The organism is Caballeronia sp. SL2Y3 (assembly GCF_022879575.1).
GTDB lineage: Bacteria > Pseudomonadota > Gammaproteobacteria > Burkholderiales > Burkholderiaceae > Caballeronia.
Genome location: NZ_CP084261.1, coordinates 108406 through 132644 on the forward strand (window position 1 = coordinate 108406; position 24239 = coordinate 132644).

Genomic DNA, 24239 nt, shown 5'->3' on the forward strand with positions numbered 1-24239 from the left:
ATAACGAAGTAATGTAAAATGCGCGGTTGAGCAGCAGTTATACGATTGCTGTGCCGTACAGGCAGCTGAGAAAAGTCAGCCTTTCAACGTTGACGCTTTCTGCCGCGCAGGCAGTGCTCTCTTATTTCTTCTTGAAACCTAATATCGGGTGGTATCTCCAGCCATCATCCGACTGCGGCAAGCTGACGGTCGCCATACTTTTGGCGCTGTTTGAAAGACTCTGATCTTGAACGGTGGCCCATTGCCGCAGCAGGTCGATCAGGTCGACATGGAACCATGGGCCAATATGGGGACCGCTCAGATCGGAGTCCGGAATCATAAAAAGGAGGTTGCGTATATCGACGAATAGCGCTTTCTTGCCCTTCGACTGATCGATGACACGATGCAGGCGCAACTTGTCCTCATCTTCCGTAGGCAGCAACACCACGTCTTCCCGTGGCTGAGACTCGCGACGAAATCGCTGCAACTGCGGCAGTACACCGGTCAGCCAGATTCGCGTCTGCCGGCCTTCCCGACTGTACCAATGCCGTGTGGCATCGCGGGAGACGGGCGTGCAGAGCCGGCTGGTTTCGTCGCGCGGCAACATGGTGTCACGGATGCGGGCGTGCTCTAGGTCGGCCAGACGGGAACGCGGATGCAGCGTTTTCGGCTGCTGAATGCGGGGCTGCGCATCGATAGGCCAATCATTGTCGGAAGGAGGCAGATCCAGCAAGCTGCCTAACTGATGCGACTCCAAATGGAAAAACTCCTGGGAGTCTTTTACGTGGTCAGCTCGATCGCCGGTGCGTCTGTTCATCTCGAAGCCGGGCTTGCAGAAGACGGGGTCCGCTTCGCCGCGCCGCTCGAAGTAGCGCAAGTTCGTATCGAATAGCGCGATGTTCGCCCGCTCGACGGACCCGGACCGATGGCGTCGTACACGCCCAGCAAGCTGAATGAACAAGCGCATCGACGACGGTTCGGCGATCGCCCAATCCGCATCCCAGTCTCGACCGACTTCGCAGACCGGCGACGCAAGGACCACGTACATGTGATGCGGCTCATCGTGCGCTTCCAGCAAAGCGCGCACGGAAGGATGCCGCACCGATGAATTTCTCTCGTGCGCGCTCGGGCGGCGATCGAACACGGCATCCAACTGCTGCTCGATATGCGAGCGCGCGATGAGCGGAAACTGTGAGTGATACACGCAAAGGTGCACGCGCACGCCCTCCGCCGGAGAGCCCTGCCGATACATCGCCAGTGCGACATCGAATAGCGCGTCGATATTGGCCATCCGAATCAGGCCGAAACTCACACGCTTGCCTGTTGCGGCGTCGACGGTGTGGTTCTGCGCGTCTTGGTGCAAGGTCCACGCGCGCTCAAGTGCAAGCGACGCGAACGCTCCACGGCGCTTCTGCTTGCGCATCGCTTTCCATTCCTGCACAGGCACTTTTATCAGTTGGACTCGTCGCCGGACTTCCGCCTTGGACAGATGTAAGCAGCGCTTTTGCACGAACGCATCATGCACTGCTGAGAATTCGTCGCCACTGGCGCAGTCGGCATGCGATTGCGCGAACTCGTCGACCCACAAGCAGGCGACACGGGGAGGTTCATCGGGCCGTTCGCCGCGGTTACGTTGATAGTGACGCCGACCATCCAGATAGGCGAGATACAGCCCTTGCACCAGCGCCGGCGGCAAGGTAGCTGAAGACAACAGCACGCGTGAACCCAGAAGCCCCGCCCAATGCACGAGTCGCGTCAGCGCGGGAAGGTCGTCCATATCGAAGTCGTCCGGCTCGTCGAGAACCAGATCGCCAGTCATCAGCCGCAGCATCGGTGCAATCTGGCGCCCTCCGCGCAGGCTCTCGGTGGCGGGCGTCAGGTGGTCGACGGTGCAGACGAGCAATGGGGCCGCGATCAACGAACGCATCTGCGCATCATCGACTAATCGCTGTAGAAGCGGATGGCGGTCGTTGCCCTCGAAGAGCACCTGCCCGCCTTCGTCGAGCAAGTCCTGAGCGGATGCAGATCCGGTCGCTTCGGCCTCACTCTCTCTATATTCGAACAACGCGCGGCTCGCCGCTCCGCCTACCTTGATGGCTAGTTGTTCGTCGTTCAGCGCGAGATCACGCTGGAAGCTGCGCCCCGTTTGCAACGTGAGCGTACGCAGGCCGATTGCAAACGCACAGCGCATGCCCAACTGTGGGTCGGCAAGCGCGTTCATGATCCGTGCGTTACCGAGTGTTTTGCCACAGCCCGTCGATGCCATGTTGACCACGAACGCACCATGCTCGGCCGCACGTAGCCGTACACCGGCAGCGAGATCGGTTGCTTTGTCCTGCCATTGGAAGCGAGGATCGGAGTTTCGCTTCTTGAGACCGCGATGGTTTTGAAGCGCCGGCAGGCAGCGCGCCAGCGTCGGCAGCGAACGCGCCACGAGCGAAGCGTGTGCTTGCACACCGAGCAGGTGCTCATCTAGCGTTTGATTGAACGACAGACTCGGCAACTGGTCACGGCTGGCGTGACGGCGCGTATTCGCGTACAGCGGATAGTCTGGATTGAGATACGGCTTGCGACGCGCTTCGTCTTCGATGCTCGAATAATGATGATCCGCAAGCATCAGGCATAACCGCGACACGTGCATCACGAACGGATCGTCCAACGCGGTGGACATGTCTGCTTTCGGGAGGTCCAGTAGCTTACGTGCGTAGCGCGCCGCTTGTTTCCGCCAAGAAGATGTCGCAACCGGCAGGCCGAAGGCAAACGACCAGTGAGCTTCCAATACGGCACGCGACACGTCTTCGCGAGGCTCGTTCCAGTCCGCGTCAACTCGACCGAGTAAATCGGGCAGTTCATGCTGATGCATCGATCTGAGGTTGGCTCCGAAACGACGCCAGCGGTGCTCCGGCTCCTCGAGATCGGCGTCCACGTTGCCGTCCTCTTTCCTGACCGGCTTGCACGGCATGCGGTGATGCGTCACGATCAGCCATGCCACGGCCTGCGCCAAAGGCGGCATGGTGGCGAACGGCAAGCGACTGCCCGTTTGTAGCTGATCGAGCCCGTCGCGCAGCAGGCGGCCGCCTCGGTGATCGAGCCACTGCGTCTCGAACGCCTGCACGTCGGTGGACGCATCCGCACAGGATGCCAGACGACGCAGCCAGTCCGCATCGTCCTGCGCGTCTCCGACGAACGCCTGAAACAAGCGCACCGATACCCATTCATGGCGGTAGTGATTGCGCTCCCTCAAGCCGGGATTGCGCAATCGGTCCTGAAAAGCCCGGGAGGATTTGCCCAAGTCATGCAGCAGAGCGGCTAGCGCGGTCAGTGCCGACATCGCGGGTAGGCGGTGCCACGTCGTTTCATCGTCGGCACGCAGCACGTCGTTCGCGGTGAGATTCGTCGGCACTGCGCCTTCAGCATTGAATTGCCGCGCATCACCGACAATCCACAAGAGCTCGCTGTGGTCACGCCCGCGTATCCAGTGGCAAGCGACGGCCGTGTTCTTGCGCGCGCTCTGACGCAACAGCTTTCGTACCGTCTCGAGTCCCGCTTGCGTGATCGGTGTCTGCCAGGTGCGATCGCCGCGCCGTTCAGCGAATTGATCGAGAATGCGTCGCGTCTCATTGAGCGCGCGCTTGGTACATTGTGAGACGAACAGCACATTCATGCATGAACGTCCGACGTGGTCGCACGACCGGCTGTTTCGATCGCGATGGTCTTGAGCGTGTCGATGATGAAGTCCAGTGACTCATCGCGCGTCAGTGCCTCGATGCACTGACGGCGGAACTGTTGCTCGTCGTCCCCGCGCATGGCCGACAAAAACGCCTGCGGCAGAATCACGGCATCCTTGATCAAATCGGCTGCATCGAACACGAGCGCACCGCGCCGCGTTTTGCCGTGCAATACGGCCAGTCCATGCGGCAGGCCCAAAACCCAGGTCGCGGTGGCGCCAAGGCCGTAGCCCAGGTAGTTGCCGTGATCGAGGAAACGATTGGCGGCATCGGTGCCGCTGCCATGTTTCGCGCGAGTGAATTCGCCGTAGCCGACGGTGTCCACCGCGAGCTTGAACAGAGCTTTGGTCAGGCGAGCTTCGACGGTGAGCAGCACGGCCGAGTCAGGTGCGTGCGCGATTTGATCGACAGCCTGCCGCAGAAGTGCCTGCAGACGGTCGATGTCGACGGCGAATCCGGTTTCGCGCAACGGGCGTGCGGTCCACGCCTGCTGAAGGCGTTCGAGGCGTTTGCTTTGCAACTGCTTGGCGGCGTCCAGGCGCAGCGCATCGTCGAACCAGAAGCGAACCCACGCCTGAAGATACTCGGTCGGCCGGTATTCGCTTTGAGGCGACATCCACGCCACTTCGACATCAGTTTCGTTCGCGCTGAAGAGCGGCGTGCCGCCACCGCCGCAAAAGCCCACCAGCACTCCCGCTTTGGCGAGTTCGCGCATGGCCGCTTGCGTGACTGAAGTGCCTGTGCCGAGCAGAATGCTCGTGGTGTTGGCGATCGGAATGTTCCAGTACAGGCTCTTGTTACCCGCATCAGTCACATATTCGACGCGTCCACCTTTCACGAGTACGCGGCAATGTTCCAAGTAGTACAGGTTGGCGCGCTTCGAATGCAGGATGGTCTTAAGGTCCGTAGTCCGTATCGATTCCATGCTGCCTTGGTTGCTCGCGAAAGAGTTCAATTGGTGATTGCGGGATCGACTCTAGCAGAGGAGTACTCGATTCTCGTACTCGGGAATCGTCAATTTTGCGCCAACGCAAGGACTGCGAGTTTTGTGCATCGCCTTTCCAACTGCTTTGTAGCTGCCTGGCGGCAGAGAACTACGCACTCAATATCCGAATGCCGGTCCGGTTGTGCTCTTCTAAGCTGCCTACGCGGCAGCGAACATCAAGTGCAAGACGGTCGGCTTCAACGACTGTTTCTAAGCTGCCTACGCGGCAGCGAACCGCGGACTGCTGGCGGAGCGTGGGCCGATGACTTTCTAAGCTGCCTACGCGGCAGCGAACAAGCCACAGGCGATCGCCGGTCTGACCGAACGTTTCTAAGCTGCCTACGCGGCAGCGAACCTCTCCGATGAGCCATGCCCAAGCGGGCCAAATTTTTAAGCTGCCTACGCGGCAGCGAACAAGCCGCGATCTGCGCCGCGCTGACGCCATCCCTTCTAAGCTGCCTACCCGGCAGCGAACTTTTCCACCTTGGACAGCTTGTCATCGACCTTTTTCTAAGCTGCCTACCCGGCAGCGAACAGTCCGCCACCGCCTTTAGTGCGTGCGCTAAGTTTCTAAGCTGCCTACGCGGCAGCGAACGATGGGTCTGTGGTGATCAATACTTCGCCGCCTTTCTAAGCTGCCTACGCGGCAGCGAACAGACTTGGCCGCGATGGGGTTCGATGCGGAATTTTCTAAGCTGCCTACGCGGCAGCGAACCGCGATGTTGAGCGCGGTGAGTCGTTCATACATTTCTAAGCTGCCTACGCGGCAGCGAACAACCGCCGATACCGCCGCCCACAAGTGCGCAATTTCTGAGCTGCCTACGCGGCAGCGAACGCTACAGAAAATAGGAGTTTTCGCGTTTGCGCTTTCTAAGCTGCCTACGCGGCAGCGAACTACTGCGAGGTCTTCGCACCCGCGCAAGCGAATTTCTAAGCTGCCTACGCGGCAGCGAACGGCGAGGTTGCGGCGGCCGTTGAAGACGGCGAATTTCTAAGCTGCCTACGCGGCAGCGAACGGACTTTCCGGCGTCTTTCGCATCCTTCGATATTTCTAAGCTGCCTACGCGGCAGCGAACGGAACCGTCGTGGTGCGCTTCATGATGGACGATTTCTAAGCTGCCTACGCGGCAGCGAACGCGAGTGCTGAGATTTATGGGACGCAGCCGAGTTTCTAAGCTGCCTACGCGGCAGCGAACAATCTGCTCAATCCTATCGTTCAGAACGAATTTTTCTAAGCTGCCTACGCGGCAGCGAACGCGAGGCTCCACTTGACGAACGGCTGCGAGCATTTCTAAGCTGCCTACGCGGCAGCGAACATTGCGCAGATCGTCGACGAGTCGCGCGCGGTTTTCTAAGCTGCCTACGCGGCAGCGAACTTGAACGGGGATGCGGTCGAGCCGGGCACCGTTTTCTAAGCTGCCTACGCGGCAGCGAACGACGATTTGGACAGCACGGACGCGGTCGTCGATTTCTAAGCTGCCTACGCGGCAGCGAACCATGCGGACTCGGGCGTCGTAGTCCGCGGTATTTTCTAAGCTGCCTACGCGGCAGCGAACACCATCTTCTCGGTATATGGAATCGCGTCAAATTTCTAAGCTGCCTACGCGGCAGCGAACGGTCTTCGGCCACTCGGCCGAGTGGTGGATCACTTTCTAAGCTGCCTACGCGGCAGCGAACGATAGCCGCCGCTCGATGCGGTCGGCGCACTATTTCTAAGCTGCCTACGCGGCAGCGAACTGGCGCGCTGCCCGTCGTCGGCTCGATCACATTTTCTAAGCTGCCTACGCGGCAGCGAACAGCCGGCAATCCTCTTCGTTTGCGGGCGGCCATTTCTAAGCTGCCTACGCGGCAGCGAACATCAAGCGCTTCCGCGACGAGACGCTTCAGATTTTCTAAGCTGCCTACGCGGCAGCGAACAAAGATCACGAAGAATTCGCATCGAAGCGCGATTTCTAAGCTGCCTACGCGGCAGCGAACTATGCTCCCTGCGGGCTCAACTCGAGCTCAGTTTTCTAAGCTGCCTACGCGGCAGCGAACTACGCGGCCTTCATTTCCGCATTTCTCGCGAGTTTTCTAAGCTGCCTACGCGGCAGCGAACGTTGCTCCCTGCGGATGATCGCGCAGCAGCATTTTCTAAGCTGCCTACGCGGCAGCGAACGCGTACAGGCGTGGCTTTCCTACTGCGATGATTTTCTAAGCTGCCTACGCGGCAGCGAACCGCCCGACCGGTTTCTCGATGCGAGCCGGACATTTCTAAGCTGCCTACGCGGCAGCGAACTCTGGCATGCGATCACTGCTTGGACTCAGCAATTTCTAAGCTGCCTACGCGGCAGCGAACGATCGCGGCATTCGAAGCGTTCGGCGTCACGAATTTCTAAGCTGCCTACGCGGCAGCGAACAGGCCGTGCTTCATGGCGTTGAAGCGCGTGCGTTTCTAAGCTGCCTACGCGGCAGCGAACTGTGAGGTCCATCGACTCCCCGATGGGCGCTGTTTCTAAGCTGCCTACGCGGCAGCGAATTTAGCGTGTCTTTGTCTATGACCCATTGCATTTTTCTAAGCTGCCTTCGCGGCAGCGAATTCTAGATAGCCATAGACGTGCTTCGGCTTGATTTTCTAAGCTGCCTACGCGGCAGCGAATGCCGATCTGCAGATCCACAACCCGATGACGGATTTCTAAGCTGCCTACGCGGCAGCGAACGCTCGGCTATCCCGCTGCCGATCTTTCGGAATTTTCTAAGCTGCCTACGCGGCAGCGAACGTGCTGCTGCAGAAGCCCCGCGCATACGCCGATTTCTAAGCTGCCTACGCGGCAGCGAACCCAAAGTGGTGAACGCATGAGCAAAAACCAATTTTCTAAGCTGCCTACGCGGCAGCGAACCATCGACGCCATAGTCGCGTAGGCCCCAATACTTTCTAAGCTGCCTACGCGGCAGCGAACTGGGTGAGTAGCACGATGAGACACACTGTCAATTTCTAAGCTGCCTACGCGGCAGCGAACGCGACGTGTCAATCAATGCCGAGTAGACGGCATTTCTAAGCTGCCTACGCGGCAGCGAACGCGCGTGTGAGCGGGTCGGCCTGCATACCTTGTTTCTAAGCTGCCTACGCGGCAGCGAACCTGTCGGAACGTCAGCGCGCAAAACTGGATATTTTCTAAGCTGCCTACGCGGCAGCGAACCATAAGGAGCCGCAGTTCACGATGGACTCGCGTTTCTAAGCTGCCTACGCGGCAGCGAACTAGACACAAACGACACCAAACTATTGATCCGCAACAGATTCGCCCGTTGCCAGACTCAGATACCCAAAACCCCGGCATCGTCGCAAACCCTTGAATCCAAAGGCTCGAAATAGCCTAACAAGAAAAAGGGTAACTTTGCAGTCGGCAGACTCCCTCTGCACCGTTCCCGCGATTCTACCGATCGACGCCACAGACCTGCACATCCACTGTGACCGACTGCCTGTCAAAGCGTGTCGCCGGACGCTCAATTACGGGGAAGTCGACAAGCGCGCCGCAAGAGTCCATAGCGAGTTGGCGCCGTCGACAGCGCAACCCCCGATGCGTGCTCCGAACCCCGCGAGCGCAACCAAAGCACGACGCCACAAACGAAAAAGCCCCGGCCAAAGCCAGGGCTCCCTCACCACTCAGCGCAACACAAACCGCCCGTCACGCCTAACGCCATCAACAAACAATCACCCCCAATTCGCGTGAAAACTCCCCGCCTTATCCGTCCGCTCGAACGTATGCGCGCCGAAGAAGTCCCGCTGCGCCTGGACGAGACTCGCCGGCAGCCGTTCCGACCGATACGCGTCGAAATAAGCAATCGCCGATGAGAAAGCCGGCACCGGAATACCCGCCTTCACCGCCGCGACGACGACATCGCGCAATGCGTCCTGATACTTCGCGGCGATATCGCTGAAATACGGATCCAGCAAGAGATTCGCGAGCGCCGGGTCCGTCTTATAAGCATCGGTGATCTTCTGCAAGAACCGCGCGCGAATAATGCAGCCCGCACGGAAAATCTTCGCGATCTCGCCGTATTGCAGATTCCAGTTGTACTCTTCCGACGCCGCGCGCAACTGCGCGAAGCCCTGCGCATAAGAAACGATCTTCGAAAGATACAGCGCGCGCCGCACCGACTCGATAAACGCCGCGCGGTCGCCGTCGAACTTCGGCGTCGGTCCCGACAGCACCTTGCTCGCCGCCACGCGCTGATCCTTCAGCGACGACAGCACGCGCGCGAACACCGCCTCCGTAATCAGCGGCAGCGGCGCGCCCAGATCCAGCGCGTTCTGGCTCGTCCACTTGCCCGTGCCCTTCTGCGCGGCGCGATCCAGAATGACATCGACGAGATCCTTGCCGGTTTCCTCATCCTTCTTCGAGAAAATCTTCGACGTGATCTCGATCAGATAGCTATCCAGCTCGCCCTGATTCCATTCGACGTAGACCTTGCCCAACTCTTCGTTCGACAGGCCCGCGACGCGCTTCAGCACATCGTAGCTTTCGGCGATCAGCTGCATGTCGCCGTATTCGATGCCGTTGTGCACCATCTTCACGAAATGGCCCGCGCCATCCGGTCCCATGTACGCGACGCACGGCTCGCCGTCCGGCGCTTTCGCGGCGATTTCAGTGAGGATCGGCGCGACGAGTTCGTAGGCTTCCTTCTGTCCGCCCGGCATGATCGACGGCCCTTTCAGCGCGCCTTCCTCGCCGCCCGACACGCCCGTGCCGATGAAATGCAGGCCCGACTTCGCGAGGTCCTGATTGCGGCGGATGGTGTCGGTGAAATGCGTATTGCCGCCGTCGATGAGAATGTCGCCCTTTTCCAGCAGCGGACGCAGCGCCGCGATCGTGTCGTCGGTGCCGGCGCCGGCTTTCACCATCAACAGAATGCGGCGCGGCGTTTCCAGCGACTGCACGAACTCTTCCAGCGTGTAGGTGGGCACGAGCTTTTTGTCCGGGTGTTCGGCAATCAGTTCGTCGGTTCTGGCGCGGCTGCGGTTGTAGACCGACACAGCGTGCCCGCGGCTCTCGATGTTCAAGGCCAGATTGCTGCCCATGACGGCGAGACCCACCACGCCGATAGCTTGTTTGCTCATGCTTGATCTCCGAATGACCGAAGCGAGCGCGGCTCGTGGCGCGTGTCGCTTCGGGAAAGAAACGTGTCGATTGAATGCGGGCTTCGCGCGCGAGGGGTCGTCCTCATGTCCGACCGGCGAAGGATTGCGCCGCCGCCCGGCCGGTGCGCGAGCGCAGACCGCCCGAATTTACCACTTCGGGCGTTATCCGGCAGCGAGCGCGGTTGTGCGCGGCGCGTTTCGCCGGCATAGAATGGACGCCCGCCATCGGCGCAACACGCCAAGAGCCACGCTATCAACGAATCATGGCGCTTTCCCGGCGCACGCGAGCGCATCACTATTCGGTTTATGTCGTCGAACTCTCGGACGCGGTCTGGAACGAGGCGCGCTTTCGTCGTGCAAATCCGGACTACGTGCTCGGCAAGCCGTTCGTGTATGTCGGCATGACGGGCGTGGACCCGGACGTGCGCTTCGACAAACACAAGGCGGGCATTCAGTCGAACCGTTATGTGCGCGAATTCGGGCTGCGGCTCTTGCCCCATCTGTACGAGATGTATAACCCGATGCCCTACGACGGCGCGCGCGACATGGAAGTGGAGCTTGCGATCGGCTTGCGCGAGGCGGGCTACGGCGTCTGGCAGGCATAGCGGAAGACATTGAACAACTATTGCGATATGGAGCGAGACATGCGGATTCTGGTCGTGGGCGCGGGGACGATCGGCGGTTATTTCGGCGCGCGGCTCTTGGAAGCGGGCAGGGACGTGACCTTCCTCGTGCGTGAACGCCGCGCCGAGCGGCTGCGCGAAGGCGGCCTCAACGTTCGAAGCCCTGAGGGCGATCTCACGTTCGGGAATCCGCCCATCGTTCTCGCGCAGAATATCGACCAGCCTTTCGATCTCATTGTGCTGAGTTGCAAAGCCTACGATCTGCAAGGCGCGATCGGTTCGTTCGCACCCGCCGTCGGTCCGAACACGGCCATCTTGCCGCTTCTTAACGGCATGGCTCACCTCGATGCACTCGACGCGCGTTTCGGCGCCGCGAACGTGCTAGGCGGCCAATGCGTGATCGCCGCGACGCTCGATGCAGAAGGCACCATCGTGCATCTGAACAACATGCAGTCGATGACCATCGGCGAGCGCGCGGGCGGCCGGACGCCGCGCATCGACGCCATCGCGCAGCAACTCGGCGGCGCGCGCTTCGAACTGAACGTGAGCGAGAACGTCCTCCAGTCGATGTGGGACAAGTGGGTCTTTCTCGCGACGCTCGCAAGCGGCACGTGTCTGATGCGCGCGCCGATCGGCGACATCGTGGCGGCGCCGGGCGGCGAAGATCTGCTGCGGCGGCTTTTCGACGAATGCCGCGGCATTGCCGCCGACAACGGCCACGCGCCCGGCGATGCCGTGCTCGCGCGTGCGCGTGCGTTCTTCTCCGAGCGCGGTTCGCAGATGACGGCCTCCATGCTGCGCGATATAGAGAACAACGCGCCGATCGAAGCGGACCATATCGTCGGCGATTTGCTTGCGCGGCGAAAGTCGGCGGTGGATGCGTCGTCGTCCGTGCTCGCAACGGCCTATGCGCATTTGAAGGCATACGAAGCAAGGCGGGCGCGCGCTTCTCAGGCATGAACCCGTGCGCCGGCCGCTTTTGCCGCGCGGCCCGACGCTGTACGCTCTCGGCTTTTGCTCTTTTCCGCGCCATGCCACCGGATTCCCCGCGTCCCACGATTCCCGAACTTTTCCTAGGCTTTCTGACGCTCGGCCTCACGGCGTTCGGCGGCGCGTTGCCGCTTGCTCGACGCGAGATCGTCGAGCGCCGCAAATGGCTCGACGCCGACACCTTCACCGATCTGCTCGGCCTCTGCCAGTTCCTGCCGGGCGGCAACGTAATCAATCTGTCGGTGGCTATCGGCATGCGCTTTCGCGGCGTGCCGGGCGCGCTCGCCGGTCTGCTCGGTCTGCTCGTCGGGCCGTCGCTGATCGTGATCGGGCTCGGCATCATCTATCAGCGCACGCATCAGGACCCGCGCGTCGCGCATCTCTTCGCGGGGCTCGCGGCGGCCGCGGCGGGGCTTCTCATCGCGATGGCCGTCAAGCTGCTCTGGCCGCTGCGCAAGAAGCCGGAGGCCGCCGCCGTCGCGCTCGTGATGTTCGCGGGCATCGCGTTGCTGCGCACGCCGCTGCTCCCGTCGATGCTCGTGCTCACGCCGATTTCCGTGCTGATCGCCTGGAAGGTGCGCCGATGAAAGACGATCTCTTTTCGCTCGCGGCCATCTTCAGCCAGTTGTCGTTGCTCGCGTTCGGCGGCGGCAACAGCATCCTGCCGGAGATGCAGCGGCAGGTCGTGCAGGTGCATCACTGGATGACGAAGGCGGATTTCTCCGCGCTCTTCGCGCTCGCGCAGGCCGCGCCGGGGCCGAACATGATGGTGGTCACGCTGATCGGCTGGCATGTCGCGGGATGGCCGGGCGTGCTGGTGACGTCGCTCGCGAAGTTCGGGCCGTCGTCGCTCGTGACGATTCTCGCGCTGCACGCGTGGGAGCGGTTCAAGGACCGCCCGTGGCGGCGCTATGTGCAGCTCGGGCTCGTGCCGATCACCGTCGGGCTCGTCGCGGCGAGCGCGCTCTTGATCGCCGAGGCGTCGGACCGCGAGGCGGTGCTCGTCGGCATCACGGCGGCGGTCGCGGTGCTCGCGTACAAGACGAAGCTGCATCCGCTGTGGCTCCTGGCGGGCGGCGCGCTGATCGGGCTGTCGGGCTTCGGGCAGTGACCGAACAACGGCCAATTGATTGAGACTGTCGGTTCTTTCGAAGCGAGCGAGCTACGGCAAGCCGTACGGCGCGCTGATGTCCGGCTCGGGGCAGTAACCGACGAATGAATAGCGCTCGGGCTTCGGCCACGAACCGGCTGAGCGCCAGCCTGGCAGGCTTCCTGCTGCTTCTCAAGCCGATGCAAACACGAGGAGCGCGCCATGACCATGACCACCGAATACGCGAAGACCGCGCCCGACCGCAGCGAAATCGACGCGATGACCGCGCCGACCGTCGTCGAATTCGGCACGGACTGGTGCGGCTTCTGCCGCGCCGCGCAGCCGTTGATCGCGCAGGCGTTTCAGGCGCATCGCGGCGTGCATCACATCAAGGTCGAAGATGGCAGCGGCCGCCCGCTCGGCCGATCCTTCCGCGTGAAGCTGTGGCCGACGCTCATCTTCATGCTCGAAGGCAAGGAAGTCGCGCGCCTCGTGCGCCCGGGCGACGTCGGCGAGATTCGCGACGCGCTCGCGCTCATCGACGAGCCGCTCGCCGAGTAACCGCTCGCGCTTCTTAGCGCGCTCAGGGTTATCGCCAGCAAGACAGCGCCACGCCTGACTTGTATGATGACCCGATGACTTTGCAACCGTCCACGCCGCGCCTGTTCGAAAAGATTCCGCCTCGTGCCTTGTCGGACACGGTCGCGCAGCAATTGCAGACGCTGATCGAGAACGGCAGTTTCGCCGCGACGGGCAAGCTGCCGAGCGAAGCCGTGCTCGCGCAGGAGTTCGGCGTGAGCCGCACGGTGATCCGCGAAGCCGTCTCGCGTCTGAAGAACGAAGGCATGGTCGAGCCGCGGCAGGGCAGCGGCGTGTTCATCGTGGAGCGCGCGGGCATCCGGCCGTTGCGCATCGACTACGCGCAGGCCGTCGAGCCGGGCGCGGTCGTGCAGATTCTCGCGCTGCGGCGCGCGATCGAAGCCGAAGTGGCATCTGAAGCCGCGATGCATCGCACGGACGCGCATTTGCAGGCTATCGACGCGGCGCTCGGCCGTATCGATGAAGCCGTGCGCGAGGGACGCGACGGCGTGGCCGAAGACGTGGCGTTCCATCGCGAGATCGCGAATGCGACCGGCAATCCGTATTTTTTGAAGACGCTCGCTTTTCTCAATCAGTATCTGGAGGCGGGCACGGTCGTCACGCGCCGCAACGAAGCGCTGCGCGAGGACTTCTCGCGGCAGGTGCGCGAAGAGCATGCCGCGATTGCCGACGCCATCCGCGCGGGCGACGCCGTGGCCGCGCGCAACGCCGCGCAGACGCATCTGATCAACGCCGCGCGCCGTCTCGCGGAAGCGGGCATTCGCTAACACTTCACATCAAACCAGAGGAACGCCATGTCGAGAAACGTCGGAGTCATCGGGCTGGGCGCGATGGGAATGGGCGTCGCGCGCTCGCTCTTGCGGGCGGGATTCGCCGTCCATGCGTGCGACGTGCGCCGCGACGTGCTCGACGCCTTCGCGGCGGAAGGCGGCATCGCGTGCGCGTCGCCGGCCGAGTTGGGCGGCCAGTGCGATGTCGTCGTGACGCTCGTCGTCAACGCGGCGCAAACGGAAGCGGTGCTCTTCGGCGAGTCCGGGGCCGTCGACGCGATGAAGCCGGGCAGCGTCGTGCTGGCCTGCGCGACCGTCGCGCCCGCGTTCGCCGTGCAACTGGGCGAGCGCATCGCGCAAAAAGGCGTGCTCATGCTCGACTCGCCCGTGTCCGGCGGCGCGGCGAAGGCCGCATCCGGCGAAATGACGATGATGACCTCCGGCCCCGCCGCCGCCTATGCCGCCTGCGAAGACGTGCTCGACGCGATGGCCGGCAAGGTGTATCGGCTGGGCGACGCGCACGGCGCGGGCTCGAAGGTCAAGATCATCAATCAACTGCTCGCGGGCGTGCATATCGCGGCGGCCGCCGAAGCGATGGCGCTCGGCTTGCGCGAAGGCGTCGATCCGGAGGCGCCCTATGACGTCATCACGCACAGCGCGGGCAATTCGTGGATGTTCGAGAACCGCGTGCCGCATATCCTCGCGGGCGACACCACGCCGCTTTCCGCCGTCGATATCTTCGTGAAGGACCTGGGCCTCGTGCTCGATACGGCGCGCACCACGAAGTTTCCGCTGCCGCTTTCTGCGGCCGCGCATCAGATGTTCATGATGGCGTCGACGGCCGGCTACGGCGGCGAGGACGATTCCTCGGTCATCAAGATCTTTCCCGGCATCGAGCTTCCGAAAGGCGCGAAGTGACGCCTGATGCAGCCTGATGCAGCCTGATGCAATAGGCCGCGCCGCCACGAAGACACTCAAGGAGAACACGCGATGCCCCGCTTCGCCGCGAATCTGACGATGATGTACCCCGAACACGCGTTCCTCGACCGCTTCGCCGCCGCCGCGAAAGACGGCTTCAAGGCGGTCGAATTCCTGTTCCCGTACGACTTTCCCGCCGCCGACATCAAGGCGCGCCTGACCGACAACGGCCTCACGCAAGCGCTCTTCAACGCGCCGCCCGGCGACTGGGCGGCGGGCGAGCGCGGCATCGCGTCGTTGCCGGGGCGCGAGGACGAGTTCCGCCAAAGCATCGACAAGGCGCTCGAGTACACGGCCGCGCTCGGAAACAAGAAGCTGCACGTGATGGCCGGCCTCATCGCGCCGGATCAGCCGCGCGACGAGCACGGCGCCGTCTATCTGCGCAATCTCGAATACGCGGCGAAAGCGGCGCAGACGGCGGGCGTCGGTATCGTGATCGAGCCGATCAACACGCGCGATATCCCCGGCTTCTTCCTCAATCGACAGGACGAGGCGCAAGCCATCTGCGATGAAATCGGCGCGCCGAATCTGCAAGTGCAGTTCGACATCTATCACTGCCAGATCGTCGAAGGCGATATCGCCGTGAAACTCAAGCGCGACATGAAGCGGCCGAACGCCGGCATCGGGCACATTCAGATTGCGGGCGTGCCGGACCGCAACGAGCCGGATATCGGCGAGCTCAACTATCCGTATCTGTTCGAACTCGTCGATTCGCTCGGCTACGACGGTTGGATCGGCTGCGAATACCGGCCGAAAGCGGGTACGTCCGAAGGTCTCGGCTGGCTCAAGCCCTATCTTTGATTCGTGTGATGCGTTCCGGAGCGACGACATGAAAATCCTGATCACGGGCGGCGCGGGCTTTCTCGGCCAGCGGCTCGCCAAGCGGTTGCTTGCGCGTGGCACGCTCGACGGCCAGCCCGTCACCGAAGTGCTGCTGCTCGACGTGGCGCGTCCCGCCGACGCGAGTCTGCTCGCCGACTCGCGCGTGCGCGCCGAAACCGGCGATATCGCGGAACGCGCGGTGCTGGAACGCTGCATCGACGGCGAGACGCGCGCCATCTTTCATCTGGCGGCCATCGTCTCGGGTCAGGCCGAAGCGGAGTTCGATCTCGGCATGCGCATCAATCTGGATGCGTCGCGCACGCTGCTCGAAGTGTGCCGCGCGTCGGGGCACGCGCCGCGCGTCGTGTTCACGAGTTCGGTCGCGGTGTATGGCGGCGCGCTGCCTGACATCGTGCAGGACGACACGGCGCTGAACCCGCAAACGTCGTATGGAACGCAGAAGGCCATTGCCGAACTGCTGCTCTGCGATTACTCGCGGCGCGGTTTCGTGGATGGCCGCGTGCTGCGGCTGCCGACCATCAGCGTGCGGCCGGGCAAGCCGAACGCGGCGGCATCGTCGTTTGCGAGCGGCATCATTCGCGAGCCGCTGAACGGCGAACGCTCGGTGTGTCCCGTGGACGGCGAAACGCGGCTGTGGCTGCTCTCGCCGAAGAGCGCCGTCGATGCGCTGATCGCCGGCTGCGAGATCGACCGCACCGAGTTCGGCATGCGGCCGATCATCAATCTGCCGGGCTTGTCGGTGAGCGTGAACGAGATGGTCGCGGCGCTGCGCGAAGTGGCCGGCGACGAGGTCGTGTCGCGCATCGACTGGCAGCGCGACGAGCGCATCGCGAAGATCGTCGCAAGCTGGCCGGGCGCGTGGGACACGTCGCGCGCCCAGCAATTGGGACTGACGGGCGACCGGTCGTTCGCTGACGTGATCCGCGCTTATATCGAGGATATGCGCGGGTAGCGGGCAAGACGGCGAAAGCTCATGCGGAAGCGGCGCGGCAGAATGTCGGGTGGTGCCGCCGCCGACCTCTTAGCCGCGTTCTTCGCGCAAACACCCGAAGCCAATTCAAGGAGCGAATAGCTAACGCCATCGCGCCCGGCATGCCGCGCACGTGTCACGCTTACATCCTTATTTCCGCGCTACACTTCTCTCTTCAGTGTGACGAAGGCCGCAGTGGATCACGGGCGTCGCACGCCCGTTTCTCCCTCGCTCGCGGCCGGATTGCCGCCTTCGCCGCGCTCGCGGCAAGCGCTTCGGTCACGTCAGAACGCCATCGCGCACGCGGGAGATCCCATGTTGCTCCACCAGTTAGTCGATCGTTTCGGCCCGGCGATCGTTTTCATCAACGTCATGGGCTCCGCGCTCGGGCTGCCCGTGCCCGCCATGCCGACGATGATCATCGTCGGTGCATCCACCGCGCTCATGGCCGTGAACGGCGGAGCGTTCTGGCCGCCGCTCGCGGGCGTGCTGGCCGTCGCCGTGCTGGGCGGCGTGCTCGGCGACCTCGTCTGGTTTCAGGGCGGGCGCAAGTACGGCGACCGCACGCTCAAGACCATCTGCAAGCTGTCGCTCTCGCGCGATACCTGCGTGAAGAAGACCGAACGCTTCTTCGGACGCTGGGGCGTGCGCATTCTGCTCGTCGCGAAGTTCATCCCCGGTCTGTCGCTCGTGTCGGTGCCGCTCGCGGGCGCAATGGGCGTGCGGCTGCGCAGCTTTATCCTGCACGACGGCGCGGGCGTCGCGTTGTGGAGCACGGTCGGTCTCACCGTCGGCGTCCTGTTCGCGGCGGAATTGGAGATGGTCTTCGCGATGATCTCGCGGCTCGGACGCCAGGCGGTGATCGTCGTCGCGGTGCTGCTCGCCGTCTACGTGACCTACCGCTGGTGGCGCCGCCGCGCGCTCATGGCGACGCTGGAGAAAGCGCGCATCAACGTGGACGACCTCTACGCGCTGATGCACGGCAATCCGCTGCCCGTCATCTTCGATATCCGCTCGGCGGAAAAGCGCATGCTCGACCCGTACGTGATTCCGGGCGCGCTGTTCGCGGACGAACGCGAGTTGCAGAAGATCATCGAGAGCTACGACAAGGACCGCAAGCTCGTCATCTATTGCTCCTGCCCGAACGAAGTGTCCGCCGCATGGATGGCGAAGACGCTGCGCAACGCGGGCTTTCGCGATGTCCTTCCGCTCACGGGCGGCCTCGACGCATGGCGGCTCGCCGGCTTCGACGTGGCGAAGCTGACGGAGTTCGGCGAAATCGTCGCGGCGACGCCGGAAGAAGCGGAGCAGATGGCGAATACGTGCTCGCTGCCGATGGTGCGAGATGCGGCGTCGCCCAACACGCCGTCCGCCAACATAACGTCAGCGCCTCTGCATGAACCCGGCTTACCTCACGGAGATCACGCATGAGCACCACCCCGAACAGCGATCGCGCCACGCAGATGCCGAATGTCGTGGCGTGGAGTCCGGGCATGCCGCCGCCGGACGATTCGGGCACGCCAGCGCCGGCCGCGGCCGCGCCCGAAGCCGAGAGCGCGCCGTTCTCGCCGCTGCAAACGCGGGCGCACCAGATGTTTCCGCGTCTCACCGACGACGAGATCCAGCGCATGTCCCGCTTCGGCAAGGCGGCGCGCTGGCGCGCGGGCGAGTGGATGTTCCGCACCGGCGAAGTCGGGCGCGGCATGGTGGTCATACTCAAGGGACTCGTGCGCGTCACGCGGCGCGATGCGCTCGGCAAGACGCATATCGTCGTCGAACACGGCGCGGGGCATTTTCTCGCGGAAGTCGCGCAGCTTTCCGGCAAGCCGTGTCTGGTCGACGGCATCGCGGCCGAAGATGTCGAAGGCTTCGTGATCCCGCCCGAACGGCTGCGCGCGCTGCTCGTCGCCGAAGCGGAACTGGGCGAGCGCATCATGCGCGCGCTGATCCTGCGGCGCGTCGGGTTGATCGAGAAGGGCAGTGGCCCCGTCCTTCTCGGCCAGGCGGACGACGGCCGGCTCATCTCGCTGCAAGGCTTTTTCCGGCGCAACGGCTATCCGCACACGGTCATCGACGCCAACACGGACCCGGACGCCATCGCGCTCTTGGAGCGCATCTCGGCCTCCACGGCGGATTTCCCGCTCGTCATCTGCCCGGACGGCACGGTGTTGCGCGCGCCCGACGAGAATCAGGTGGCGACGCAGCTCGGCTGGCTGCCGGAGTTCGATGCGAATCACGTCTACGATGTCGCGATCGTCGGCGCGGGGCCGGCCGGTCTCGCGACGGCGGTTTATGCGGCGTCCGAAGGATTGTCGGTGGCCGTGTTCGATTGCCGCGCGCCGGGCGGGCAGGCGGGCGCGAGTTCGCGCATCGAGAACTATCTCGGCTTTCCGACCGGCATCTCCGGTCAGGCGCTCGCGGGGCGGGCGTTCGTGCAGGCGCAGAAGTTCGGCGCGCACATCGCCATTCCGACGCGCATCAAGGCGCTGCATTGCGGCGAGTCGCCCATTCAGATCGAACTGGAAAAAGGCACGCGCGTCGCCACGCAGACGGTCGTGATCGCGTCGGGCGCGGCATACCGGCGGCCGGCCATCGAAGGGCTGGAGCGTTACGAGGGCCGTGGCACGTACTACTGGGCGTCGCCGGTCGAGGCGAAGCTCTGCAAGAACGCGGACGTCGTGCTGGTGGGCGGCGGCAATTCGGCGGGGCAGGCGGCGGTGTATCTCGCATCGCACGCGCGCCACGTCGACGTGTTGATTCGCGGCGCGAGCCTCTCGGCGAGCATGTCGCATTATCTGGTCGAGCGCATCGGCTCGTTGCCGAACGTGACGGTACGCACGCATACGCAGATCACCTCGCTGGAAGGCGATGACCGCATGCTCACGGCCATCAACTGCAAGACGCCGGATGGGCCGCTGAAGCTGGAATCGCGGCATCTGTTCCTGTTCACCGGCGCGGACCCCAACACCGACTGGCTGCGCGATTGCAGCGTGAATACCGACCCGAAAGGCTTCGTGCTGACCGGCCCCGAGGCGCACGGGGGACGCACCGAAGGCGTGATGGGACTGGAGACGAGCGTGCCGGGCGTGTTCGCCATCGGCGACGTGCGCTCCAGTTCGACCAAGCGCGTGGCGGCGGCCGTGGGCGAAGGCGCGGCGGTGGTCTCGCAGATTCACGCGTTGCTGGCGCAGCGCGAAGTGGAGAGCGTCGCGGGTGCGTGAGTGCTTGGCCGGGCGCGCTCAGGCTTGCGCGGGAAAGCGCAGCGTGAATTCGATCCAGCCGTCCGCCGAGCACTGAGCCGACGCGCTTCCGCCGTGCATCCGCATGATCGCCTGCACGATGGCGAGGCCCAGTCCGCTCGATTCGGTCCATTCGCTGCGCGCCGCGTCGCCGCGATAGAAGCGGTCGAAAAGCCGCGCGAGTGCTTCGCGCGGAATCGGCGCGCCGCGGTTTCCCACGACGATGCACGCGCCCTCGGCATCCGCATGGCCGGACAGACGCACGACGCTGTCCGGCGTCGCATACCGCACCGCGTTCACCACGACATTGCCGATAGCGCGGCGGCACATGATCGCGTTGGCGTGCATGTCGCCGGTTGCGTCGATATCGAACGTGATGCGGCGTTCTTCCGCAATGCCTTCGAAATACGCCGCGATGCTCTGCAATTCCTCGCGTATGCCGAGACGCTCGCGCTCGATCGCCTGTTCGCCGTGATCCGCCTGCGCGAGAAACAGGATGTTCTGCGCGATGCGCGCGAGCCGCTCCAGTTCTTCGAGATTCGATTCGAGCACGCTGCGATATTCCGGCGCGCTGCGCGCGTGCGCGAGCGTCACTTGCGTCTCGCCGATCAACACGCCGATGGGCGTGCGCAGTTCGTGCGCGAGGTCCGCCGAAAATTGCAGCAGGCGCTCGTAGCCGGTTTCGAGACGGTCGAGCATCGCGTTGAACGACGCCGCCAAGCCCTGCAATTCAGTCGGCGCATGCGCCACGTCGAGACGCGCGGACAGGCGGTGAGGCGTGATCTCGGCGGCTTTGTCGGCCATGAGCTTGAGCGGTCGCAGGCCGCGGCTCGTGGCCCAATACGCGAGCAACATCGCGATGAGCGCCGCGCCGATCATGTTGACCCACACGCGAACGAGATACGTGGACAGCACGCGCGCTTCCTGCGTCATCACGTGCGCCGCGATGATCTCGACCACTTCGCCGCTCTCGCCGATGCGTGCCTGCGCGCCGATCCAGCGCATGCGCACGCCGTCGGCGCGGGCGCCTTCGTACAGATCGTCGAGCCCGATCGCGCGGTTCACCGGCACGATATGCAGCGGCGGCAGCGGCATATGGTCGGGATTGACGTTGATGAACGCCGCCGATCCCGCGCGCCGGAAGAGGATCACGTCCTGCCGGTCGCCGAGCATGGTTTCGAAGAGACGCGGGCGCGCTTCGATCTCGTTGATCGTATAAAGATCGTGCAGCAGCGAGCGAAAGTGCTCCACGCGCCCGATCAACTGATAATCGGCGCGCGTGGACAGCGCCGAGTTCGTCGCCTGATACAGCGCCACGCCGACCATGCCGACCACGATCCACACGATGGCCGCGAACGACAACGCGATGCGCAGCGCAAGCGAGCGCGAGCGCGGAATCAAGCGCCAGTTCAAGCATCCTCTCCGAACGAATAGCCGATGCTGCGCACCGTGTGAATGAGCTTCGGCTCGAATGCGTTGTCGATCTTCGCGCGCAGGCGTTTGACGGCGACATCGACCACATTGGTGTCGCTGTCGAAGTTCATGTCCCACACTTCGGATGCGATGAGCGTGCGCGACAACGCTTCGCCGGGATGCTTGCAGAAGAGATGCAGCAGCGCGAATTCCTTGTTGGTCAACACGATGTCGATGCCCTTGCGCGTGACCTTGCGGCGCAAGACATCCACATGTAGATCGGCGATCTGGAACGTATCGGATTCGCGCATCACGCCGCGACGCAGCAGCGTGCGAATGCGCAAGACAAGCTCGGTGAACGAGAACGGCTTGACGAGGTAATCGTCCGCGCCCAGTTCGAGTCCGTGAATGCGGTCCGTGACGTGATCGCGCGCCGTGAGAAAAATGACAGGCAAGTCACGTTTCGCGCGTAACGCGGCCATGACCTGCCATCCGTCGATGCCGGGCAGCATGACGTCCAGCACGATCAGTTCGTACGGGTTCGCAAGCGCCTGATGCAGGCCGTCCGTGCCGTTGCGCACGAGGTCCACCTGATAGCCGGACTCGATAAGCCCTTTTTTCAGGTAATCGCCGGTCTTGCGGTCGTCTTCGATCACGAGGATGGTCATGCGCGCGCGCTTCGTTATCAGGTTGACGTGATTCTAACGAGCGTCGGCCGCGTCCCGCCGCAAATGACAAAAACGTCATGGAGACGTCATCGATCGATCAGCGCGGGGCCGTTAGCATGCGTTCCGTGCTCGATCATCAAACCGCGAGGCAATACGTGCAAGAACGAACACTTCGGACGGTCCAGCCGCTCTGGTTGCGCATCACGCATTGGGTGAATGCGTTCGCCATTCTCGTGATGGTGACAAGCGGCTGGCAAATCTATAACGCGTCGCCGATCTTCAAGGCGCTCACGTTCTCGCCCGCCATCACGCTCGGCGGCTGGCTCGGCGGCGCGCTTCAATGGCATTTCGCGGCGATGTGGCTGCTGGTCGCGAACTTCATCGTCTATCTGGCGATGAACGTGGCGACCGGCCGCCTGCGCCGTCGCATGTTTCCGCTGAGCATCAAGAGCGTGTTCAGCGATGCGTTCGCGGCGCTGCGCGGCAAGCTCGGCCACGACGATCTCACGCACTACAACGCGGTGCAGAAGTTCGCGTATCTCGCGGTGATCGTGGATATCGTCGTCATCATTCTGTCGGGGCTGGTCGTGTGGAAGTCCGTGCAGTTTCCGTGGCTGCGCACGCTCTTGGGCGGCTATGACAACGCCCGCGTCGTGCATTTCTTCGGCATGAGCTTTCTCGTTGCGTTCGTCGTGCTGCATGTGGCGATGGTCGCGCTCGTGCCGCGCTCGCTCGTATTGATGATCAAAGGACGTTGACGCCATGCGCATCAGCAAGAACACACTCGACGCCGAGTCCATCATCAAAACCGCAGCGAAGGAACTGAAAGCGCCCGCGCGGCGCCTGTTCGGCAAGCGCATTCTTTCGCTGGGCGGCCTCGTCATGCTGTCCGGCTGCAATATCACCGACGACAAATCCGTGAACGCGATGCTGCGCAAGATTTCGTCGCTGAACGACGACGCGCAGGCGCTGCTCTTTGATCCGAGCAAGCTCGCGCCGACCTATCCCGAGTCGATGATCACGCGGCCGTTTCCGTTCAACGCGTTCTATGACATCGACCAAGTGCCGGAAGTGGATCCGTCGGCGTACAAGCTCGCAGTCGGCGGTCTTGTGAAAGGCAAGCGTGTGTGGACGCTCGAAGAGCTTTACGCGATGCCGCAGGAAAGCCAGATCACGCGGCATATCTGCATAGAAGGCTGGAGCGCGATCGGCAAATGGGGCGGCGTGCGCTTCGCGCATTTTCTGGCGCGCGCAGGCGCGGATACGAGCGCTAAGTATGTCGCGTTCCATTGCGCGGACAACTACTCGACGAGCATCGATATGCCGACCGCGCTGCACGCGCAGACGCTGCTCACGCTAACGTACGACGGTCAAGTCTTGCCGCCGAAGTACGGCTTCCCGATGAAGCTGCGCATGCCGACCAAGCTCGGCTACAAGAACCCGAAGCATATCGTCGCGATAACCGTCACGAACGAATACCCCGGCGGCTATTGGGAGAACCAGGGCTACAACTGGTTCGGCGGTTCCTGATCCGACGTTGATTCAACGCTTGTCTTTTGTTCAACCACAAGGAGATTGCATGTCGATTCGCATGAAACTCGGCGTCAGCATCGCGGCGCTCGCATTCACGGCTGGCGCGTTTGCGCAGACGCCTGCCGCCAAGCCCACGCGTATTCGCGGCGATATCGTCGCGCTGTCGGGCGATACGCTTACGGTGCATCGTCGTAGCGGCGATACGGTGAAGGTGACGATCAAGGCCGAGACGCCCGTGACGGCGCTCAGGAACATCAAGCTGCAGGACATCAAGCCGGGCGAATTCGTCGGCACGGCCGCGACCACGGGCACCGACGGCAAGCTGACGGCGACCGAAGTGCTGGTGTTCCCGGAAGCGGCGCGCGGCACGGGCGAGGGGCATTACGCTTGGGACCTGGGCCCGCAAAGCTCGATGACGAACGCGAACGTCGATCAGGTGGTGCAGGGCACGAGCGGGCGCGATCTGAAACTGTCGTACAAGGGCGGTTCCAGTTCGATCACGGTGCCGGAGAACGTGCCGGTGGTGACGTTCGCGCCTGCTACGCATGATGATCTGAAGCCGGGGAAGAAGGTGTTCGTCGTGGCGAGCCCGGCCGGTGGGGATTATGCGGCGCAGCGGATCGTGGTGGAGAAGGACGGGGTTGTGCCGCCGATGTAAGGGGGGGGTTGGGCGCACGGATGCCACACACCCGAAAAAAAACCCGGCCAAGG

At 63.1% G+C, this 24239-nt stretch carries 19 protein-coding genes and 1 CRISPR repeat array; of the genes, 14 read left to right on the forward strand and 5 right to left on the reverse strand.

The features are described 5' to 3' along the window. Positions 1-121: 121 nt before the first annotated feature. The 3 genes from cas3f to gndA form a co-directional block, all read right to left on the reverse strand. Positions 122-3643 carry a type I-F CRISPR-associated helicase Cas3f gene (gene cas3f / locus LDZ26_RS13890; protein ID WP_244849760.1) on the reverse strand — a complete coding sequence of 1174 codons (3522 nt, stop codon included), beginning with the start codon at positions 3641-3643 and terminating at the stop codon, positions 122-124. Beyond that, entirely contained in the window at positions 3640-4632 is a 993-nt protein-coding gene (gene cas1f / locus LDZ26_RS13895) for a type I-F CRISPR-associated endonuclease Cas1f (protein ID WP_244849761.1), read from the reverse strand. Before cas1f ends, cas3f begins: the two co-directional genes overlap by 4 nt. Positions 4633-4774: 142 nt before the next feature. Next, a CRISPR array of direct repeats spans positions 4775-7931; the repeat unit is 28 nt; unit sequence TTTCTAAGCTGCCTACGCGGCAGCGAAC. A gap of 452 nt (positions 7932-8383) precedes the next feature. Then, positions 8384-9790, reverse strand: a complete 1407-nt coding sequence (gndA, locus tag LDZ26_RS13900; RefSeq protein ID WP_244849762.1) for an NADP-dependent phosphogluconate dehydrogenase — start codon at positions 9788-9790, stop codon at positions 8384-8386. Between the two features lie 284 nt (positions 9791-10074). Here gndA and LDZ26_RS13905 point away from each other — a divergent pair, with 284 nt between their 5' ends. The 11 genes from LDZ26_RS13905 (at position 10075) to LDZ26_RS13955 (ending at position 19896) form a co-directional block, all read left to right on the forward strand. Then, on the forward strand, positions 10075-10416 hold the full coding sequence (locus LDZ26_RS13905) for a hypothetical protein (protein WP_206469091.1): 342 nt from the start codon (positions 10075-10077) through the stop codon (positions 10414-10416). 39 nt (positions 10417-10455) lie between these two features. Continuing rightward, on the forward strand, positions 10456-11394 hold the full coding sequence (gene panE / locus LDZ26_RS13910; protein ID WP_244849763.1) for a 2-dehydropantoate 2-reductase: 939 nt from the start codon (positions 10456-10458) through the stop codon (positions 11392-11394). Positions 11395-11465: 71 nt separating this feature from the next. Continuing rightward, positions 11466-12011, forward strand: a complete 546-nt coding sequence (locus tag LDZ26_RS13915; protein ID WP_244849764.1) for a chromate transporter — start codon at positions 11466-11468, stop codon at positions 12009-12011. Continuing rightward, on the forward strand, positions 12008-12535 hold the full coding sequence (locus LDZ26_RS13920; protein WP_244849765.1) for a chromate transporter: 528 nt from the start codon (positions 12008-12010) through the stop codon (positions 12533-12535). The genes LDZ26_RS13915 and LDZ26_RS13920 overlap by 4 nt, the downstream gene beginning before the upstream one ends. A gap of 201 nt (positions 12536-12736) precedes the next feature. Then, complete coding sequence (locus LDZ26_RS13925) at positions 12737-13075, forward strand: thioredoxin family protein (protein ID WP_244849766.1); 339 nt, start codon at positions 12737-12739, stop codon at positions 13073-13075. Between the two features lie 101 nt (positions 13076-13176). After that, the gene (locus LDZ26_RS13930) at positions 13177-13881 is read left to right on the forward strand and encodes a FadR/GntR family transcriptional regulator (protein WP_244850203.1); all 705 of its coding nucleotides are present in this window, start codon (positions 13177-13179) and stop codon (positions 13879-13881) included. Between the two features lie 27 nt (positions 13882-13908). Beyond that, positions 13909-14802, forward strand: coding sequence for an L-threonate dehydrogenase (gene ltnD, locus LDZ26_RS13935; protein WP_244849767.1), 894 nt, complete (start codon positions 13909-13911; stop codon positions 14800-14802). A 72-nt stretch (positions 14803-14874) separates the two neighbouring features. Continuing rightward, entirely contained in the window at positions 14875-15663 is a 789-nt protein-coding gene (gene otnI, locus LDZ26_RS13940) for a 2-oxo-tetronate isomerase (RefSeq protein ID WP_244849768.1), read from the forward strand. A 28-nt stretch (positions 15664-15691) separates the two neighbouring features. Then, positions 15692-16657 carry a D-erythronate dehydrogenase gene (gene denD, locus LDZ26_RS13945; protein ID WP_244849769.1) on the forward strand — a complete coding sequence of 322 codons (966 nt, stop codon included), beginning with the start codon at positions 15692-15694 and terminating at the stop codon, positions 16655-16657. A gap of 336 nt (positions 16658-16993) precedes the next feature. Continuing rightward, positions 16994-18106 (forward strand): DedA family protein/thiosulfate sulfurtransferase GlpE, encoded by a 1113-nt coding sequence (locus tag LDZ26_RS13950; RefSeq protein ID WP_370650730.1) that lies wholly within the window; start codon positions 16994-16996, stop codon positions 18104-18106. Next, positions 18103-19896, forward strand: a complete 1794-nt coding sequence (locus LDZ26_RS13955) for an FAD-dependent oxidoreductase (protein WP_244849771.1) — start codon at positions 18103-18105, stop codon at positions 19894-19896. Before LDZ26_RS13950 ends, LDZ26_RS13955 begins: the two co-directional genes overlap by 4 nt. A gap of 18 nt (positions 19897-19914) precedes the next feature. On the opposite strand, the gene LDZ26_RS13960 is transcribed toward LDZ26_RS13955, so the two are convergent. Both LDZ26_RS13960 and LDZ26_RS13965 read right to left on the reverse strand, forming a co-directional pair. Continuing rightward, on the reverse strand, positions 19915-21327 hold the full coding sequence (locus tag LDZ26_RS13960) for a heavy metal sensor histidine kinase (protein ID WP_370650711.1): 1413 nt from the start codon (positions 21325-21327) through the stop codon (positions 19915-19917). Further along, the gene (locus LDZ26_RS13965; RefSeq protein ID WP_206469105.1) at positions 21324-21995 is read right to left on the reverse strand and encodes a heavy metal response regulator transcription factor; all 672 of its coding nucleotides are present in this window, start codon (positions 21993-21995) and stop codon (positions 21324-21326) included. The genes LDZ26_RS13960 and LDZ26_RS13965 overlap by 4 nt, the downstream gene beginning before the upstream one ends. Before the next feature lie 116 nt (positions 21996-22111). On the opposite strand from LDZ26_RS13965, the gene LDZ26_RS13970 reads away from it, so the two are divergent. The 3 genes from LDZ26_RS13970 to LDZ26_RS13980 are packed head-to-tail and all read left to right on the forward strand — an operon-like array spanning position 22112 to position 24186. Continuing rightward, positions 22112-22753: a cytochrome b/b6 domain-containing protein gene (locus LDZ26_RS13970; RefSeq protein WP_370650712.1), complete on the forward strand. Its 642-nt coding sequence runs from the start codon at positions 22112-22114 to the stop codon at positions 22751-22753. Between the two features lie 4 nt (positions 22754-22757). Next, positions 22758-23525 (forward strand): molybdopterin-dependent oxidoreductase, encoded by a 768-nt coding sequence (locus LDZ26_RS13975; protein ID WP_244849772.1) that lies wholly within the window; start codon positions 22758-22760, stop codon positions 23523-23525. Between the two features lie 49 nt (positions 23526-23574). Next, positions 23575-24186, forward strand: coding sequence for a DUF5666 domain-containing protein (locus tag LDZ26_RS13980; protein WP_244849773.1), 612 nt, complete (start codon positions 23575-23577; stop codon positions 24184-24186). Positions 24187-24239: the final 53 nt, after the last annotated feature.

Excerpts from the sequence above, each read along its gene's own strand:
- cas3f (WP_244849760.1), bottom strand. The coding sequence starts at position 3,643 with ATGAATGTGCTGTTCGTCTCACAATGTACCAAGCGCGCGCTCAATGAG.
- cas1f (WP_244849761.1), bottom strand. The coding sequence starts at position 4,632 with ATGGAATCGATACGGACTACGGACCTTAAGACCATCCTGCATTCGAAG.
- gndA (WP_244849762.1), bottom strand. The coding sequence starts at position 9,790 with ATGAGCAAACAAGCTATCGGCGTGGTGGGTCTCGCCGTCATGGGCAGC.
- LDZ26_RS13905 (WP_206469091.1), top strand. The coding sequence starts at position 10,075 with ATGGCGCTTTCCCGGCGCACGCGAGCGCATCACTATTCGGTTTATGTC.
- panE (WP_244849763.1), top strand. The coding sequence starts at position 10,456 with ATGCGGATTCTGGTCGTGGGCGCGGGGACGATCGGCGGTTATTTCGGC.
- LDZ26_RS13915 (WP_244849764.1), top strand. The coding sequence starts at position 11,466 with ATGCCACCGGATTCCCCGCGTCCCACGATTCCCGAACTTTTCCTAGGC.
- LDZ26_RS13920 (WP_244849765.1), top strand. The coding sequence starts at position 12,008 with ATGAAAGACGATCTCTTTTCGCTCGCGGCCATCTTCAGCCAGTTGTCG.
- LDZ26_RS13925 (WP_244849766.1), top strand. The coding sequence starts at position 12,737 with ATGACCATGACCACCGAATACGCGAAGACCGCGCCCGACCGCAGCGAA.
- ltnD (WP_244849767.1), top strand. The coding sequence starts at position 13,909 with ATGTCGAGAAACGTCGGAGTCATCGGGCTGGGCGCGATGGGAATGGGC.
- otnI (WP_244849768.1), top strand. The coding sequence starts at position 14,875 with ATGCCCCGCTTCGCCGCGAATCTGACGATGATGTACCCCGAACACGCG.
- denD (WP_244849769.1), top strand. The coding sequence starts at position 15,692 with ATGAAAATCCTGATCACGGGCGGCGCGGGCTTTCTCGGCCAGCGGCTC.
- LDZ26_RS13955 (WP_244849771.1), top strand. The coding sequence starts at position 18,103 with ATGAGCACCACCCCGAACAGCGATCGCGCCACGCAGATGCCGAATGTC.
- LDZ26_RS13965 (WP_206469105.1), bottom strand. The coding sequence starts at position 21,995 with ATGACCATCCTCGTGATCGAAGACGACCGCAAGACCGGCGATTACCTG.
- LDZ26_RS13970 (WP_370650712.1), top strand. The coding sequence starts at position 22,112 with ATGCGTTCCGTGCTCGATCATCAAACCGCGAGGCAATACGTGCAAGAA.
- LDZ26_RS13975 (WP_244849772.1), top strand. The coding sequence starts at position 22,758 with ATGCGCATCAGCAAGAACACACTCGACGCCGAGTCCATCATCAAAACC.
- LDZ26_RS13980 (WP_244849773.1), top strand. The coding sequence starts at position 23,575 with ATGTCGATTCGCATGAAACTCGGCGTCAGCATCGCGGCGCTCGCATTC.